This window comes from Streptomyces sp. NPDC012935 (assembly GCF_042900345.1).
GTDB lineage: Bacteria > Actinomycetota > Actinomycetes > Streptomycetales > Streptomycetaceae > Streptomyces.
The window spans coordinates 73,776-88,925 of sequence record NZ_JBIBBC010000012.1; the positions used below are offsets into that span (position 1 = coordinate 73,776).

Annotated in this window: 16 protein-coding genes and 2 pseudogenes; 9 read left to right on the forward strand and 9 right to left on the reverse strand. The window is 68.3% G+C overall.

Annotated features, from left to right (window positions below; translation table 11 throughout):
* Nucleotides 1-118: 118 nt before the first annotated feature.
* Nucleotides 119-1,057: a class I SAM-dependent methyltransferase gene (locus ACFY5C_RS26650; RefSeq protein WP_389448191.1), complete on the forward strand. Its 939-nt coding sequence runs from the start codon at nt 119-121 to the stop codon at nt 1,055-1,057.
* 444 nt (nt 1,058-1,501) lie between these two features.
* Here the strand turns inward: ACFY5C_RS26650 and ACFY5C_RS26655 are convergent.
* Nucleotides 1,502-1,684: pseudogene (locus tag ACFY5C_RS26655) on the reverse strand (alpha/beta fold hydrolase); the annotation flags it as partial.
* Nucleotides 1,685-1,730: 46 nt separating this feature from the next.
* Nucleotides 1,731-1,904: pseudogene (locus ACFY5C_RS26660) on the reverse strand (STAS domain-containing protein); the annotation flags it as partial.
* Between the two features lie 322 nt (nt 1,905-2,226).
* On the opposite strand from ACFY5C_RS26660, the gene ACFY5C_RS26665 reads away from it, so the two are divergent.
* Nucleotides 2,227-2,655: an ATP-binding protein gene (locus ACFY5C_RS26665; protein ID WP_389448193.1), complete on the forward strand. Its 429-nt coding sequence runs from the start codon at nt 2,227-2,229 to the stop codon at nt 2,653-2,655.
* Nucleotides 2,656-2,819: 164 nt separating this feature from the next.
* On the opposite strand, the gene ACFY5C_RS26670 is transcribed toward ACFY5C_RS26665, so the two are convergent.
* From ACFY5C_RS26670 to ACFY5C_RS26685, 4 genes are all read right to left on the reverse strand, one after another.
* A complete protein-coding gene (locus ACFY5C_RS26670) occupies nt 2,820-4,871 on the reverse strand; it encodes a CocE/NonD family hydrolase (protein WP_389448194.1) in 2,052 nt (683 codons plus the stop codon).
* Between the two features lie 22 nt (nt 4,872-4,893).
* Entirely contained in the window at nt 4,894-6,183 is a 1,290-nt protein-coding gene (locus ACFY5C_RS26675; RefSeq protein WP_389448196.1) for an acetyl-CoA carboxylase biotin carboxylase subunit family protein, read from the reverse strand.
* A 158-nt stretch (nt 6,184-6,341) separates the two neighbouring features.
* Entirely contained in the window at nt 6,342-7,166 is an 825-nt protein-coding gene (locus ACFY5C_RS26680; RefSeq protein WP_389448198.1) for an alpha/beta fold hydrolase, read from the reverse strand.
* A 473-nt stretch (nt 7,167-7,639) separates the two neighbouring features.
* Nucleotides 7,640-8,479 carry an SDR family oxidoreductase gene (locus ACFY5C_RS26685; RefSeq protein ID WP_389448200.1) on the reverse strand — a complete coding sequence of 280 codons (840 nt, stop codon included), beginning with the start codon at nt 8,477-8,479 and terminating at the stop codon, nt 7,640-7,642.
* Between the two features lie 92 nt (nt 8,480-8,571).
* Between ACFY5C_RS26685 and ACFY5C_RS26690 the strand changes: the two genes are divergently transcribed.
* Nucleotides 8,572-8,943: a winged helix-turn-helix transcriptional regulator gene (locus tag ACFY5C_RS26690; protein ID WP_389448201.1), complete on the forward strand. Its 372-nt coding sequence runs from the start codon at nt 8,572-8,574 to the stop codon at nt 8,941-8,943.
* A gap of 35 nt (nt 8,944-8,978) precedes the next feature.
* On the forward strand, nt 8,979-9,104 hold the full coding sequence (locus ACFY5C_RS26695) for a hypothetical protein (protein ID WP_389448635.1): 126 nt from the start codon (nt 8,979-8,981) through the stop codon (nt 9,102-9,104).
* Between the two features lie 279 nt (nt 9,105-9,383).
* On the opposite strand, the gene ACFY5C_RS26700 is transcribed toward ACFY5C_RS26695, so the two are convergent.
* Together ACFY5C_RS26700 and ACFY5C_RS26705 are read right to left on the reverse strand one after the other, a co-directional pair.
* Complete coding sequence (locus ACFY5C_RS26700; RefSeq protein WP_389448203.1) at nt 9,384-9,839, reverse strand: VOC family protein; 456 nt, start codon at nt 9,837-9,839, stop codon at nt 9,384-9,386.
* Between the two features lie 92 nt (nt 9,840-9,931).
* Nucleotides 9,932-10,945, reverse strand: coding sequence for an NADP-dependent oxidoreductase (locus ACFY5C_RS26705; protein WP_389448205.1), 1,014 nt, complete (start codon nt 10,943-10,945; stop codon nt 9,932-9,934).
* A gap of 114 nt (nt 10,946-11,059) precedes the next feature.
* Here ACFY5C_RS26705 and ACFY5C_RS26710 point away from each other — a divergent pair, with 114 nt between their 5' ends.
* Entirely contained in the window at nt 11,060-11,653 is a 594-nt protein-coding gene (locus tag ACFY5C_RS26710) for a TetR/AcrR family transcriptional regulator (protein ID WP_389448206.1), read from the forward strand.
* Between the two features lie 719 nt (nt 11,654-12,372).
* Here ACFY5C_RS26710 and ACFY5C_RS26715 read toward each other — a convergent pair.
* Nucleotides 12,373-13,005, reverse strand: a complete 633-nt coding sequence (locus ACFY5C_RS26715) for a type III effector protein (RefSeq protein ID WP_389448208.1) — start codon at nt 13,003-13,005, stop codon at nt 12,373-12,375.
* A gap of 128 nt (nt 13,006-13,133) precedes the next feature.
* On the opposite strand from ACFY5C_RS26715, the gene ACFY5C_RS26720 reads away from it, so the two are divergent.
* From ACFY5C_RS26720 to ACFY5C_RS26735, 4 genes are all read left to right on the forward strand, one after another.
* On the forward strand, nt 13,134-13,565 hold the full coding sequence (locus tag ACFY5C_RS26720) for an Hsp20/alpha crystallin family protein (protein WP_389448210.1): 432 nt from the start codon (nt 13,134-13,136) through the stop codon (nt 13,563-13,565).
* 100 nt (nt 13,566-13,665) lie between these two features.
* Nucleotides 13,666-14,061, forward strand: a complete 396-nt coding sequence (locus ACFY5C_RS26725) for a DUF2267 domain-containing protein (protein WP_389448212.1) — start codon at nt 13,666-13,668, stop codon at nt 14,059-14,061.
* Nucleotides 14,062-14,120: 59 nt separating this feature from the next.
* Entirely contained in the window at nt 14,121-14,555 is a 435-nt protein-coding gene (locus ACFY5C_RS26730; RefSeq protein ID WP_389448213.1) for a DUF2267 domain-containing protein, read from the forward strand.
* Nucleotides 14,556-14,883: 328 nt separating this feature from the next.
* Nucleotides 14,884-15,087, forward strand: coding sequence for a cold-shock protein (locus tag ACFY5C_RS26735; protein ID WP_104782251.1), 204 nt, complete (start codon nt 14,884-14,886; stop codon nt 15,085-15,087).
* Nucleotides 15,088-15,150: the final 63 nt, after the last annotated feature.

The window sequence follows — 15,150 nt, forward strand, 5'->3', positions numbered from 1 at the left end:
GGGCCTGCCGGAGTTCACCGACAACCGAGGCCGGCCACAGCTCAAGGCTCATAAATCACCTGAACGGACATCGGTGTGTCCGAGAATGCCGAATGCCGCATCGCATAATTTGACGGCCATGGGGAAAAGTCGAATTTCAGTGAGCGTTCGGCAGCAGGTCAAGCGCGCTGTCAAGCGCCAGGCGGTCGCTGCGAACAGGGCCCTCTCTCGACTGGGGATCCTTGTCGCACCGCGCCATTACTACTCCTCTGCTCCGGACCTGCGCGGTCTGGCGGAAACTCGCGAGTTGTGGCGTGCCCCTTCCAGTCTGCCCGGCCTGCACATCGATCTCGATGAACAGATGGTCTGGCTCGAGAAGGCATGTAAGCCATTCGTCGACGAATACCGCGGAAATAAGGTGTTTGAGGAGTCGGGTGAACTCGGCCCGGGATATGGCTATATCGAGGCACAGGCCCTGCACGGTATCCTGCGCTCGCTGTGTCCGCGCCGATACGTCGAAGTGGGCAGTGGAGTCTCGACGCATATCGCGCTACAAGCACTCACCCGGAACGCCGAGGACGGTCGTCCGGGGACGGTGACCTGTATCGAACCGTACCCGCGTGACTGGCTGTCCCAGGACACTCGTGTGCACCTGCACCGCGTCCCGGTCCAGACCGTAGGTCTGGCGACCTTCACCTCCCTGGCCGCGGGTGATGTGCTGTTCGTGGACTCGTCCCACGTCGTGAAGCCTGGTTCGGACGTGAACTTCCTCGTTCTCGAGGTCTTCCCGCGTCTCGCGCCGGGCGTCATTGTTCACGTTCACGATATTTACCTACCGTACGACTATCAATGTGACCTGTTGGACAGCGTGTTGCACTGGGCGGAAACCTCGCTCGTGCGGGCCTTCCTGGCGAACAACAGCCGTGCCCGGATACTCGCGTGCATGTCCCACCTGCACTATGAGAGGCCCGACGAGATGCGGGCGGTTTTTCCGGACTACCGGCCGGCGCCCCATCGTGACGGCCTCTTGGCCGGGGAGGGGCATTTCCCCGCTTCGCTGTGGTTCGAAGTCTGTTGATGCCCGAGTTCTGCTCGATGCGTGCCACCGAAGACGCCCAAGATCCCGTCCGGATCGCCGCAGCGGCAATCCACGCAGGATGCTCCAACTGCCCGAACTCCGGGGTGAGCGTGTTGCCGTATTGGTAGTGGAGGAAGCCGACGGTTCAGCATGGGCTGAGGTGGGGACGTCGCGGCGAGGGGCCAGGGCGCCGAGGGCAGCGCCGAGCGTGTGCGAAGTCAGATGGGGGACTTCCTTTGTTCGGTGGACGTCGACTGGCGGCCGGCCATCCGTCACTGAGCATGCCGCCGGGCCGTAGGGGCGCTCCTGAGATCGGTCCAGCTCAGACTGGGGATCTTGGGGCGCCCTGGTAGTGGTATCAGTACACGTCGAGCGCGGTGAGTCGCCGGTCATTTTCTTGAGCGGTCCGGTTGATGGCCGGGCACAACGGCGCTCGGCTCCCGGCCCGAGCGGGAGCATCGCCTCGGCGACCTGACCGGCCGCCGCATCGGGGATCGCTGTGGCGGCCTCCTCGAGGACGAGCAGCCGTGCCCCGGGAATCTCGCGCGCGATCGCCTCGCCGTTGCCGACGGGGAAGAACCGGTCTCGGCGGCCGTGGACGACGAGCGTGGGCGACGATCTGCCGGGTGCGCATCACCGGGTCGGTCGGTGCCGCCAGGCGCAGCCAGCCGCCGGCCTCGCAGAGTGCGCGGCATCCGGTGAGCGCGATGTTGATGCCGGTGGAGTCCATGAAGCTGACGCCGCGCATGTCGATCACGACGCGGGGACCGCCGGTATTCGAGGCATCCAGGGCCTGTCGCAGCGGTCCGCCCGTGTGGTGGTCGATCTCTCCGCTGAGGGTCACCACGCGACGCCGTCGTCGGCAGTGGAGATGACCGACGGCCGACCCGGCTGTTCAGTGTGTCCGGTAGCCGCCGTCTCGTCGTCGGCCATGTCGGTGATCCTGGCACATGGGGTGCTTTGGCATGCTTCGCCTGCAGTGCTGCCTGCCCCGGTGGCGGCGATGCCTGCGTGTGGGGGATACGACAGCGGAGTATGGCGTTACACGCCCGTTTGTGGGTAAGCGCGGGGGAAATGAACGGGGAATTGAAGTGAACGGGGATTTCGGGACAGCCACGATGGGACCAAGCCCGGCGGGTGAAGACGCCACGAAACCGGGGAGCAGGGCCATGCATACCACCGTGGCTTTGGAAGGCGACGGGGCAACGATCGCCCAGGCGCGCCACCTGGCTGTTGGCTTCCTGGCCCGGCTGCGTGATGAGCGCGGTCTGCCGGTCTCGCAGCGCAGCATGGATCTCACGCAGTTGGTGGTGAGTGAGCTGGTCACCAATGCCCGCAAGTACGCGCCGGGACCGGTGCTGATGGACCTGCGGGTCGATGGCGGCATGGTGGAAGTCGTGGTGTGGGACTCCGATCCGGTCCTGCCGGTGGCCCGGGCGGCCGACGTGGGCCGCGTGGGCCAGCATGGCCTGGAGATCGTGATGGCCGTTGCCGAGAACTTCGAAGCCCAGCGGGTGTCGGTCGGGAAACGCGTAACTGCCCGCATCGGGCTCGCGGACGAGCCGAGCGGCCCGCGCGCGGGGCAAGTCTGCCGGTAGGAAGTTCGCGGCCCTTGGTCAGGGGGCCGGCTGTGTGACGGCGGTGGTGCGACGGGCCAGGGCTGCGCGCAGTTCCGTGAGCATGCCGCCGGGCCGTAGGGCGGATGGCTCGGCTCGCTCGTTCGCGTGCGGTGTGTGAACCCGCACGTGCGCTTCGCCGAGTTCTACAGCAGATCGCGCGGCACCGTCTCGTTCCAGGTGCGGGAGAAGACGCGGCGGCCGGCCTCGTAGGCGTCCAGGGTCGCATCCACGAAGAAGTCCGTCTCGTCGCAGCTGAGCTGGGTGTGCGTCACCACCCGGACGTCCCAGTCGTCGCGCCGGAAGCTCATGGTCCAGGTGGAGGAGCCGTTAGCCGAGGTGAAGTCGTCGGCGACCGTCGCGTAGCGCTCGTGGGCGCGGCGGTCGGCCTCGAGCCCGATGTCCTCGAAGCGGACCGTGCCCCGGTCCTTCACGATGTCCAGTTGGGCGTGATAGCCGACCAAATCGCGCTTGACCTCCCAGCGCTCCTCGGGTGGCGTTATCTGGCTGGTGACGAGCGGTGGTGTTCCCTCGGGCTCGCCGAAGGGGGCCGACGGCACCTCGTCGGGTTCGTCCACCGGTCGCACGGGCAGGGTGAGCGTGCTGGAGCCCTCATGGACGCTGAGCAGCGCGGGCTTCGGGGGCGGCCAGGCGAGGGGCCAGTAGGACGTGGAGAGGGAGAGCCTGATGCGGTGGCCCGGCGGGAACGCCTGCGCCACTCCGTTCAGTGGGATGGTGGCGCGGTAGCGCCGTCCCGGTTCCAGGGGCTCGGGGGACTCCGTACTGTCGCGGCGGGTGAGGTTCAGCAGGCCGTACGAGACGCGGGTCGCGGCGCCGTCCGGGCTCACGTCGGACAGGCGCGCGGCCACCATGGCGACCGGTTCGTCGGCCGACAGATCGAGCTCCACGCTCGGCGAGCCGAGGATCTCCAGCGGTTCGGTCAGGGGCTCGCTGTCGAAGACGAGTGAACCACCGTCCTCCTCGCGCTGGTCGTACGGCAGGTCCGGGGGCGCGTTGTAGGAGGCCCACTTGCCTGCGAACTGGCCGACGGACAGCGGTGACTGCACGGTCATCGCGTCGCCGTCATGGGCCGGTGCCGGGTCCGCCGGGGCCGCCGGGTCCCGCGGAGGTTCGATCGTGTGCCGGGTGAGCGGGTGGACGACCTCACGGATGTGCGGGGAGGGCCAGTCCGGCTCGCCGACCCAGCGCCCCGGCCGCTCCTCGTACGCGGTGGAGGGCGGCACGCTCTCCTGCATCCACGTCCGCAGCATGGGCCCGTCCATGACGCCGTTGTCGATGCCCTTGAGCCAGTGGTCCCACCACCGCACGACCTCCTGGAGGTAACCGATGGCGGGTCCGGGCTCCCCGAGATGGGGGAACTTGTGCGACCACGGGCCGATCAGCCCCTTGCGCGGCACGTCCAGGTGGCCGAGCAGCCGGGTCACGGCGTTGGAGTAGCCGTCGGCCCATCCGCTGGAGGCCAGGACCGGGCAACGCACGCTGCTGTAGTCCTCGCACACCGAAGCGTGCCGCCAGTAGTCGTCGCGGCGCTGGTGGCGCAGCCACGGAAGGACCCAGGGCTCGGTGTGTTCCAGCCGTTCGTGCCACATCTCGCGCCAGCGGTCGCCCACCACGGCGGGGTCGGGCGGACAGGTGCCGTAGGCGAACATGGTGCCCGCCTCGGCCAGGCTGTCCGACAGCAGGGCACCGCCCATGTAGTGCATGTCGTCGGCGTGCCGGTCGTCGGTGAAGGAGGCGATGACGATGGCCTTCAGGCCGGCCGGGCGGCGGGCCGCCACCTGGAGCGCCGCGAACGCGCCCCAGGAGATGCCCATCATCCCGGTGCCACCGTCGCACCAGGGCTGCTCCGCCAGCCAGGCCAGGACCTCCTCTGCGTCGGCCTGCTCCCGTTCCAGGTACTCGTCCCGCAGCACGCCTTCCGAGTCGCCGGTGCCGCGCAGGTCGACGCGGACGCAGGCATAGCCGTGTCCGGCGATGTAGGGGTGGTGGATCGAGTCCCGTACGGCCGTCAGGTCGCGCTTGCGGTACGGGATGTACTCCAGCACCGCGGGCACCGGCTCGTGGTCCGAGGAGGTGGGGCGCCAGATGTGCGCGGAGAGAAGGACCCCGTCGGACATGGGAATCGTGACGTGTTCTTCTTCCTTGGTCGCGTACGGCAGGTTGGTCACATAACGCATCGGACCGACGTCCTCCTTACTCTCACGGGACCTCGTCGAACGTGAGGCCCAGGGCCGCCACACAGTGGTCGTACTTCTCCCGCAGCTCCTCCTCGTTCGCCCCGCCGGTGAAGATGTGCGCCAACTCGTAGCTGTAGCTGTCCTGTTGGGGAAGCTCCGAGAGCCGACTGCCCTTTTCGGGGACCACCTCGATCCGTACGCCCGGTGTCTCCCGCTCGATGCGGGCGATTTCCTCGGGCCCCGGCACGTGGCTTACCACGCCGTCGGTGAACCACCGGTGGTACCACTTCGCCGCCATCGCGTACGGGCCCTCACGGTGCGGCATGCGCGGGTCGTCGCCGAGGGCGAGGCTGACCATGCAGTGGTGGTTGGGTACGCCGTCGACGTACTGAAACAGCTCCGCGTGCGACTGGGAGTGCCGGGGATTGATCTCCAGCAGGTTGATCTGGCGCGTCCGCGGGTCGTAGAAGTACTCGACGCTGAAGGTGGCCGAGTCCATGCCGATGCGCCGCATCACGCGCTCGGTGACGTCGTGGAGTTGCGCGATGACCGGTGGGGGCAGCATCGAGGGGTACTGGTGGCGCAGGAAGCAGGGGGAGTCCGGGTAGTTGATGGAGTCCAGGACCCCGTAGACCGTCACCTCGCCCTCGTGGACGTAGCCCTCCACGGCGACCTGGACGCCGGACATCGCCTCCTCCGCCAGGCAGACCGGACCGCCGACGCCGTCCATCTGCGGCGGCAGGTCAATGCGTTCGAGTATGTGCTCGAAGGGGCGGCCGATGCGGGTGATGCCCTCGCGGATCTCGGTGACGGCCGTGCGGAACTCCTGCTCGTCGCGGACCCCGAAGGCGAGTTCGGAGGAGTACGAGAGGGCGGGCTTGACCCACATCGGGAACCCGACGTTCTCCGGCGGGCGCGGCGGCTCGGCCGTCAGGTCGACCCTGTCGAAGCGCGGGTGCCGGTCGGTGATCTTCTGCTGCTCCAGCCGGCTCCAGTACTTGTGCTCGCACTTGACCACCGACTCCAGGCTGGTGCTGCGGGTGCCGTAGCGCTCGCTGAGAATCGGGACGAGGGTGCTGGCGGGGAAGTCCCAGTAGCTGACGATGGCGTCGACGCTGCCGTCGAAGGCGTCCAGCACGCCCTGGGCCTTCTCGATGAGAGCGGGCAGATCCACCTCGCCGATCTGCAGTTCCTCGATCGTCAGCAGCTGGTGGAAGCGCAGTGAACGGGCTCCCGGGACCTGCCGCAGCGTCGGCAGATTGGCCTCGTCGAGCCCGATCACGAAGACGTTCTTCACCTTTTCGCCAGGCACGGCTCTCCTTTCGACCGGTCCGGCCCGAGGGCCGGTCTCCCAAGATCGTCGGAGTACCCTTTCGCGCTACGGTCAATCAGGCCCGGACCGGCCTCGGTACAACAGAGCGAGGGCGCGGCAGTCACTGACCAATCGCCGCTGGCGCGCGCATGCCCGCCTCACCTGTCTGACGGGAACCTGGCGGTGAGATAGGCCGACAGCTGCCCCGGTGCATCTTCCTGGAGGAGGTGGCCCGCTCCCTCGATCCAGTGCAACTCAGCGTGTGGGATGCGCTCGAGCAGCCATTCGGCGTACGTCGGGGGGAGGATGCGGTCCTCGCGGCCCCAGATGAGGCGTACCGGAAGTGACATGCCGCCAAGCAGGTGCTCGTACGCGGCGGTGTCTGCCTGCCTGATCTGGCTGTACTGGCGGTAGAACGCGGCCTGCCCCGCCGCCCCCCGCCACGGTGCGAGGAAGGCTTCGAGGACTTCCGGCCGCAAGCCGACGTGCGTCGCGTGCCGCATGTGGCTGGCGACCAGCGCTTCGTGCGCGTAGTCCGGAAGCTGCTGGAAGACATCCGCGTGCTCCAGGATGAGTTGAAAGAGCCCCCGCTCCCACTCCCCGCCGCTTACCGCGTCGAAGAGGGTCAGGTCCCGGTAGCTCCTGTCTTCCAGCAGCAGCGTCCGGAGTGCCACGGCCCCGCCGATGTCGTGGGCGATGACGCTGGGGCAGGTCAGCTCCCAGTGATCGAGGAGCCGGGCGAGGTTTCTCGCGTGAGCCGCCAGGCTGAGGTCCTGGCCCTCACGCTGGTCCGACTGGCCGAAGCCGAGATGGTCGAAGACGAAGACCCTGCGGGTACGGGCGAGCGCTGGAGCGATGTCCCGCCAGAGAAAGGAGGAATACGGAGTGCCGTGCACCAGCACCAGCGGATCTCCACTGCCGAGGACCCTCCACCGCACCCTCCCCTCAGGCGTCTCGAATTCCTCGCCAAGCGTCCAGTTCACCCTTGGTCTCCTCGTCTTAGCACCCCCCTCGGCAGATCACGACCACCTTGCCACCGCAAGCCCCGGGGTGGGGCCACTTAGCCTCGCCACCACCTCCAATGGCCTCTGAACACCCATTTCAACGGGCCAGTCGGAACCGCCCCGGGCGGAGCCAAATAGCACACGACGCCGAGCCTGGTGGGGACCCGGTCCGGAAGAAGCCGGGTCAATCACACACGATGGAACTCCGCGAAGCCGGCGTCCGATGACTCAGCCTGGTTTCTCCTCGCCCACGCGTTGCTCCGAAACAGCCGATGAGGGCACGGCGCGGGAATACGCTCTGCTGGGGCGCGTTGAGTCCCGTACCTCGGGTAAGAGCAGCACTGCCGCGGGTCGCCAGGACGATCAGGATCGGGCAGCGGGCCAAGGCCTGGCCAAGACCTGGCCAAGGATTACCGGTGCTCCACCTACCACCGGGTCGGTGCCTGCCCCTGTCACCGGAACGCGTTGATATTGCGGGCGGCCCAGTCGGCGAAGGGGCGTGGGTCGCGGCCAAGGACCCGCTGGACATCCGTGCTGATGCGCAGCTCGGCCGGGCTCGGGGAGCCGAGGATGTCCAAAGTGTCCTCGGCGAGCTCGGCCGGCATGCTCCGGGCCATCGCGGCCTTGGCCTCGTCGCGGGTGAGGTCGTGAAACCGCACGGGCGAGCCCAGCGCGGCGGCAATGACCTCGGCCTGTCGGCGCGGCGTGATCACCTCCGGGCCCGTCAGTTCGTACACGCCGCCGGTGTGCCGGTCATCCAGCAGGCAGGCGGCCGCGGTCTCGGCGATGTCCGCAGGGTCGATGATCGGCACCGCGACGTCGCCGAACGGTGCGGCGACGACCCGCCGCTCCCGGATCGACTCGGCCCACCACAGGGCGTTAGATGCGAAGCCGCCCGGCCGCAGGATGGCCCACTCCAGGCCGGACTCCCGCAGTACGTCCTCCACCGCGCGCATCGCGATCCGCGTCGGGCCGAAGGGCCTGGTCGCCACGCCCTGCGACGAGAGGAGAACGACCCGGCGGACCCCGCTGGCCGCGGCTTCGCCAATGATGAAGGCCGGGCTGGCGCCAGCAGCATGCATGTCGCCGGACAGCAACAGGAAAAGCGCCTTCGCCCCAGCCAGCGCGGGCTCAAGGCCCGCCGGGTCGGCCAGGTCGGCCGCCACGTGGCGGACGCCGTCCGGCACCGCCGCCGCGTGCCGGGAGACCGCCGTCACCTGCTGTCCCGCCTCGGCCAGCGCCCGCGTCAACGGCCGGCCCACGTTCCCGGTAGCCCCGGTCACCACGATCATGATCAGCTCCTTGTTCGATGCCCTTCGGTGGGCTTCACGCTAGGAGTCCGGCTAACTTTTGGTAAGGACATACCCCGAGGTAAGCTCCCCACGTGACGGGAAGCGCGCAGCACACACGGGCCGAGGCGGGGGAGCGGTATGACGTGCTTCACACGAACTGCCCCGCGCGCGACGTGGTTGACCACGTGACCAGCAGGTGGGGCGTCTGGGTGTTGATCTCCTTGCGGGGCAGTGACCTCCGGTTCTATGAGCTGCGCGAGAGCATCCAGGGCATAAGCGAGAAGATGCTCGCTCAGACCCTGCGCGCGCTGGTCCAAGACGGCCTGCTCTGGCGGGAGGTTGAGCCGACCACGCCGCCCCAAGTCACCTACGGGCTGACCGAGTTCGGCCGGGACGTCAGCGAGCCGCTGACCGATCTGTTCGACCGGGTTACACGGCGGCTGACGCCGCGCGACGCGGGATAGCGTGGTAGCACCTGGGCGGCGCTGCGCAGTACTACATGACGGTGGGCGGCGCGCCGGTGGAGGTCGGCGTGAAGGCCGTGGTTCAGCCCGGCGGCTCGGTCCGCGACGAGCAGGTGGTCGAGGCCGCGAAGAAGGCCGACGGCGGCCGACCAAGAAAGTGAGCAGCCGCTCCCCTCGAATCGCACAGCCCCTCCCGCAGAAGCCGGATCCAAGCCCGCCGCAGCCTGCAGCCGCGCCAGGAGACTGACCAATTGGGTCGCCGTTCGTGTTCGGACACCTGACCGATGCTCAAGGCCATGCTCGCCGTGCCCGCAGGGCAGGCAGCACCCCTACGGCCCGATCGGGTACGCGCAGATCGGGCGTACTCCTCCCGCAAGAACCCGCGCCTACCGGCAGCAGCCGTGAACGAGTGGTTGTGTCCAGCACCGTCGCAACGGCCCTCAGACGACGTCGAATTCATTGCCCTCGGGGTCCTGCATGGCGGCGGCGTAGACCCCCATGTCCGGCTCGTCCTTGATCCGCAGCACGGTGGCACCGGCTTTGACCAGCCGTTCCACCGTAGCCTTGACCCGCTGTGTGCGGACGTCCAGTGGGACGTCACGGCCCCCGCCGACCTTCAGGTCGAAGTGCCATCGGTTCTTGGCGACCTTCGGCTCCGGAACCTGCTGGAACCACACCCTCGGTCCACGTCCCGCGGGATCGATGATCGACTCCGGTATATCCCCGGCACCGGTCGGCAACTCTGCCTCGGGCACCCCCACCGCCGCCCAGTAAGCACGCCACGTGGCGTGCCCGCCCGGCGGAGGCTCAGGTACGTAGCCCAGGGCCTCGGCCCAGAAAGTCACCATGCTCTGCGGATCGGAGCAGTCGATCGTCAGTTGCACTGTCATCTCCATGTTCGGAGCATCCCAGGCAGGTCTGACAGACGATCCACGTTCGCAACAGGCCCTGGAGGGAGTGCCGGACACGCCTATGCAACAGCGCAGCTCTAATCGACTGTGAGCACGATCTTGCCTTGGATGTGCCCTCGGGCGGCGCGCTCATGCGCCGCCCGGGCGTCCGCGAGCGGGAACGTGCAGTTGAGCGCGACACGCACCGCGCCCGCGTCAAGCAAGCGACTCAGTTCGGCGAGCTGCGCGCCGTTCGATCGGACCTGGGTGGCCGTGACCGTGATACCCAGCTCCGCGTTCTCCGCGTCGTCGAACTCGCCGAAGTACACCGGATAGAGGGACCCGCCGCGCGTGATGGTGCGCAGGAAGCGCCTGCTGTCGGGCCCCCCGACCGTGTCCAGGACGAGATCGACGCCACGGGCGACTTCCTCGGGCCGTTCCTTGGTGTAGTCGATGAACTCGTCGGCGCCGAGTTCACGCAGGAACGTCTCGTGGGCGCTGGAGGCGACGGCGATGACGCGGGCCCCCTTCCACTTGGCCAGCTGAAGAGCGAGGTGCCCCACGCCGCCGGCAGCGCCGTTGATGAGCACTGTGGTCTCGCTGTCAAGTGCCATCGGGCGGTGCTGGGCCTCCTGGAACGGCGAGGGATGCTCGTGCCCGAGCTCGATCAAGAACTGCCACGCCGTCAACCCGGCCATGGGTAGGCCAGCGGCGTGCGCGTGGTCGACCGTAGTCGGCTTGTGGGCGAGGTCGGTCACCGGAGCGGTGACGTACTCGGCGTACGCGCTGCCTTGGAGAGCGGTGGGGAAGCGTACAAGGCCGATCACCTCGTCCCCGATCGAGAAGCTGTTGGTGTCCGGGCCGAGGGCTTCGACGACGCCCGAGACGTCGGTCCCCGGAATCAGGGGGAGTTGGAATGCGGGCTTGAGCTCGGGAGGTACGTCGGGCATTCCCTCACGCGCGTACCAGTCGGGAGGGTTGATGCCGGCCGCGTGCACGCGGACGAGTGCCTCACCCGGCCCCGGTTCGGGAATCGGCGCCTCCTCATAGCGCAGAACTTCAGGGGCGCCGAACTCATGCAGCCGGATCGCTCTCATCGTGCGTGTCGCCATCGTTCTTCTCCTGCCCGCGCCGCGGTATACGCTTATCCGGATCAGTGATCCATATAAGCGGATCAGTGATCCGAATATATGGATCACTGATCCGGATAGTCAAGGGGAGGGCACGTGCGGGCCGACGCCAGAAGGAACCGCGACCACCTGCTCGCAGTAGCGGGCACCGCCATCGCCGAACAAGGTGTCGACGTGTCCCTGCGCGACATCGCGCGCAGGGCCGATGTCGGGCTCGCAACGCTGCTGCGGCACTTCCCGACGCGCGAAGCGCTGCTTGACGCCCTACTCCGCACGAGCTTCGACGAACTGACGGCGAAGGCATGCGAGCTCGAGGCGTCGAGTCCGCCCGAGGACGCTCTCGTTTCGTGGCTACGCGACTGCGTTGCGTGGACGACCGAGTACCGGGGCGCGACCGTGCTGATGGCAGCCGCCATCGAGGACACCGACTCCGCACTCCACGCTTCGTGCGTCACCCTGCGCGCAGCCGGTGCGCGCCTCCTCGCCCGTGCCCAGGCCGCAGGCGTGGCGCGGAGCGATATCGATGGCGCCGATTTGTTTGCCTTGGTAGCGATGCTCGCTTGGCTTGGCGATCAGCCCTCGCTCGCGCCACGCGCCGATCACCTCTTCGGTGTCGTTGCAAGCGCGATTCTGATCAGCGCAGAGAGCAGCCACGCCAAAGGGGGAGCGCCATCCCGGGCGCATGGCTGAAATCGTCGTGCACGGGGACCAGCGGACTCGGATTGGCTGTGTCGACTTCCTTGGGCGGGCGTCGTCTGTCGGTGACTTCCGGAGCCGCTTGACATCACCAAAGGTGAGCAACATCGATGAGTCTTGGGTTCTGGCGCAGATCTTGGGGAGTCGTCGCGGAGGGGCACCCGGTGTTCGATTGTGAGGAGACAAGCTTGTGTGAGACCGCGAGCGCCTTGTCGTCCGACGCCCGGAGTTGACGCATCGCGGCTTGCGGCTGCGCCGGCATCGCCACCGCGGCGGCGACGCGCTCGGCACGCAGGTCGCGGCGACCTCATTGATCAGCACTGTCGAAGCAGCGCTCGACGGTGCGCCCGACTTGCCCGGGTGCAGACGGACGCGGCGGAAGTGGCCTGCCGGGTGCCTCACAGCATCGCGCCCCATGCCGCCCAGATCCAGGCCGAGCTCTGCGAGCTGCCGGAGTGTGTCTGCGGTGAGCTCGCGCGTCTGGGTTTGGTGTTGAAGAGAAATCCGGAGTTGGAGGCCGATCTACTGGCCTGCGGTCAACGCGCCATCGACGAAGGCTGGCGGGCTGAAGTGGAAGGACTCGACCTCACCCTGAGCATCCTGGCCAGCATGCTCTCCCAGGCCCACCGGGCCGCCGCGACAGTCAGGTTGGACCTGGGCATACCTCACGGCCCGGGGGCCGAGCAGGAACGGCACAGAGAATCGGAACGGCTTCAGGGGTGCGTGAGGGTGTCGAGTTGGGCGGCGAGGTCGGGGTGGGCGGTGGTCAGGTGAGGGCGGGTGGCGTTGAGGGGGCGGATGAGCTCGGCGGGGTCGTCGTGGGCAAGGGCCGCGTGGAGCTGGTCGACAGGGAGTCGGGCCGCGGCGGGCAGGTCGGTGAGGGCGGTGATCTGGCCGGCGATGCGGCGCAGGTCGGCTGCGTTGTGGCGGGCCCAGTTGGCGGTGGTGCGTTCGGCGGCGCGGCGTTCACGGGTGGCCTGGACGCGCTGTTCGCCGGTGGTTCCGGCGGGGCCGGGGCGGCCGCGCAGATAGCGGCGTTCGGCGGCCTGGCGGCTGGCGACGCCGAGGGGACGGGCAAGGTCGGCCCAGCTGGCTCCCGCGTCGCGGGCGGTTTCGATGAGGCCGGTCTCCCATCCGGCAAGCTGCTCGCGCACCTGCCGCAGCAGCATCAGGGAGGCAAGTGCCTGCTCCGGTCCGGGGCCGGGCCCATCCGGGGTGTCTGGGGACTCCAGCTTGGCATCGCGCAGGGCGTCGTCTATGGCATGCAGGGCCGCCGCGGCGGCGAGGAACGACGCCGGGCTGTGGGCATTCGTGCTGGTCGTGGACGGCTGGTCGGCTGCGGTCACGGACACCTCCCTGTTGTTGTCATCCCGTGGACGACATCAAGTTTGTCATCCATTGGATGACATGTTACAACGGTGTCAGTGAGGCGCATTGGCAGCAACTGCCTGAACCTGCTGGAGGTGTTTTCACGATGTTGATGCGCACTGACCCCTTCCGTGAGCTGGACCGGCTGGCGCAGCAGCTGATGGGCCCGGGTACCTGGTCGAAGCCGTCGGCGATGCCGATGGACGCCTACCGCGAGGGCGACGAGTATGTGGTGGCCTTCGACCTGCCCGGTGTCACCGCGGACGCGATCGACATCGACGTCGAGCGGAACATGCTGACCGTCAAGGCCGAGCGCAGGCCAGCGGCGAAGGCCGACGACGTGCAGATGGAGCTGTCCGAGCGGCCGCTGGGTGTCTTCTCCCGCCAGATCGTGCTCGCCGACACCCTCGACACCGAGCACATCCAGGCCGACTACGACGCGGGCGTGCTCACCCTGCGGATCCCGATCGCCGAGCGCGCCAAGCCCCGCAAGATCTCCATCGGCGTCGGATCAGGCCGCAAGGAGATCTCCGGCTGACACCGGCCGGATGCCTGCGGAGGGCGGGCACCTGATCTCCCCCTCAGCCCGCTCTCCGCGCCCCCGTGGACAGTCCGAAGAAGAAGGGGCGGCGGCGAAGATGACTCTGCGACGCGAAGCGTTCCTCGGCTATGTGAAGGAACGCGGCGAGTACGACACCGCCGAGGAAGCCGAGCGCGCCGCCCGGGTGGTACTCGCTCTCCTCGGCGCGCACCTGGTCGGCAACGTGCGCGCCGAGCTGGCGGCGCGCCTGCCTGAGGCGTTCGCCCTGATCCTGCTCAACCCGCTGCAGAGCGCCGAGCCGCTGTCCCCGGAGCGGTTCGTCCGCGCAACCGCCGCGTGGATCGAAGGCGCCACCGAGCAGACCGCGGCCTGGGACGTCAGCGCAGTGCTGTCCACCGTCGCGGACGCGACAGGCGGAGACCTGCTGAGCCAGATCCTGCTCCAGCTCCCCGCCGGCTACGACCTGCTCTTCGGCCGCCCTCAACCCATCTGACCATCCCGCACCCCGGTGCCTGAACACCGGCCGCAGCAAGAAAGGCAACCATCCCAGTGATGTCCGACCGGCACGCACCGTCCCAGCAGCCGTACGGGACGGCATACGAGCAGATGCTGGAGAAGGTCCGCTACGAGGGCGCCTACCCCACCCGCGAGAGGGCCGACGAAGCCGTCCGCCTGGTTCTCGCCGGACTGGGGCGCCAGCTGACCGGCGACGAACGCGTCGACCTGGCGAGCTGCCTGCCCTTGGAAGCCGCACGCGTGCTGACCGCCCAGATCCCCGACCCCCACCCGCTGACCGGCTGGTCCTTCGTCAAGGACCTCGCCGCCCGCACCGGCGCTTCCCTGGCCACCACCCGCTGGGACACCGGCTCGGTCTTCTCCGCCGTCGTCGCCTATGCGGGACCCGACCTGATCACCCGCATCCTCCACCAGCTCCCCACCGGCTACGCCTTGCTGTTCGGCCGCGCCGAACTCGCCCAGGCCGCGTAGACGGCGACGTGTGTGCGGGCGGGCACGACGACCACTGCGTCGCTCTCCGCCCTGCGTCCCCGAGGCGTCGCTTCGTACCCGCAGTCCCGGCCCCAGGGGCCTTCGGCATATCTCTGGTCACACGCCCACCACGTCCGCCGTGGATGAACAGCCCCCACCACAGGCCGAGGTCGGGCGAGCGCCCGGAGGAACTCGTCCCGGCTGTGGCGGCGTTGGTCGGATAAGCGGGGCGGTCCGGGGTAGAACGGATGAGGCTCGTGTGGTTGCAGGAGCTGGGGCATGCCCGGTAAGTGGGCTGTTTCTCTCGCATGAACGAAGGATTGACGGTATGGCCAGCGGCACCGTGAAGTGGTTCAACTCTGAGAAGGGCTTTGGTTTCATCGAGCAGGACGGCGGGGGGCCGGACGTGTTCGCCCACTACTCGGAAATCCAGGGCAACGGGTACCGCGAACTGACCGAGGGCGAGCACGTGACCTTCGACATCGGTCAGGGTCAGAAGGGACCGCAGGCGCAGAACATCGTTCGGGGCTGAGCGAGGGGGTCCGTGCCGGTGCGTCACCGGCACGGACCCCGGTGCAGGTTCTCACGCGGGCCC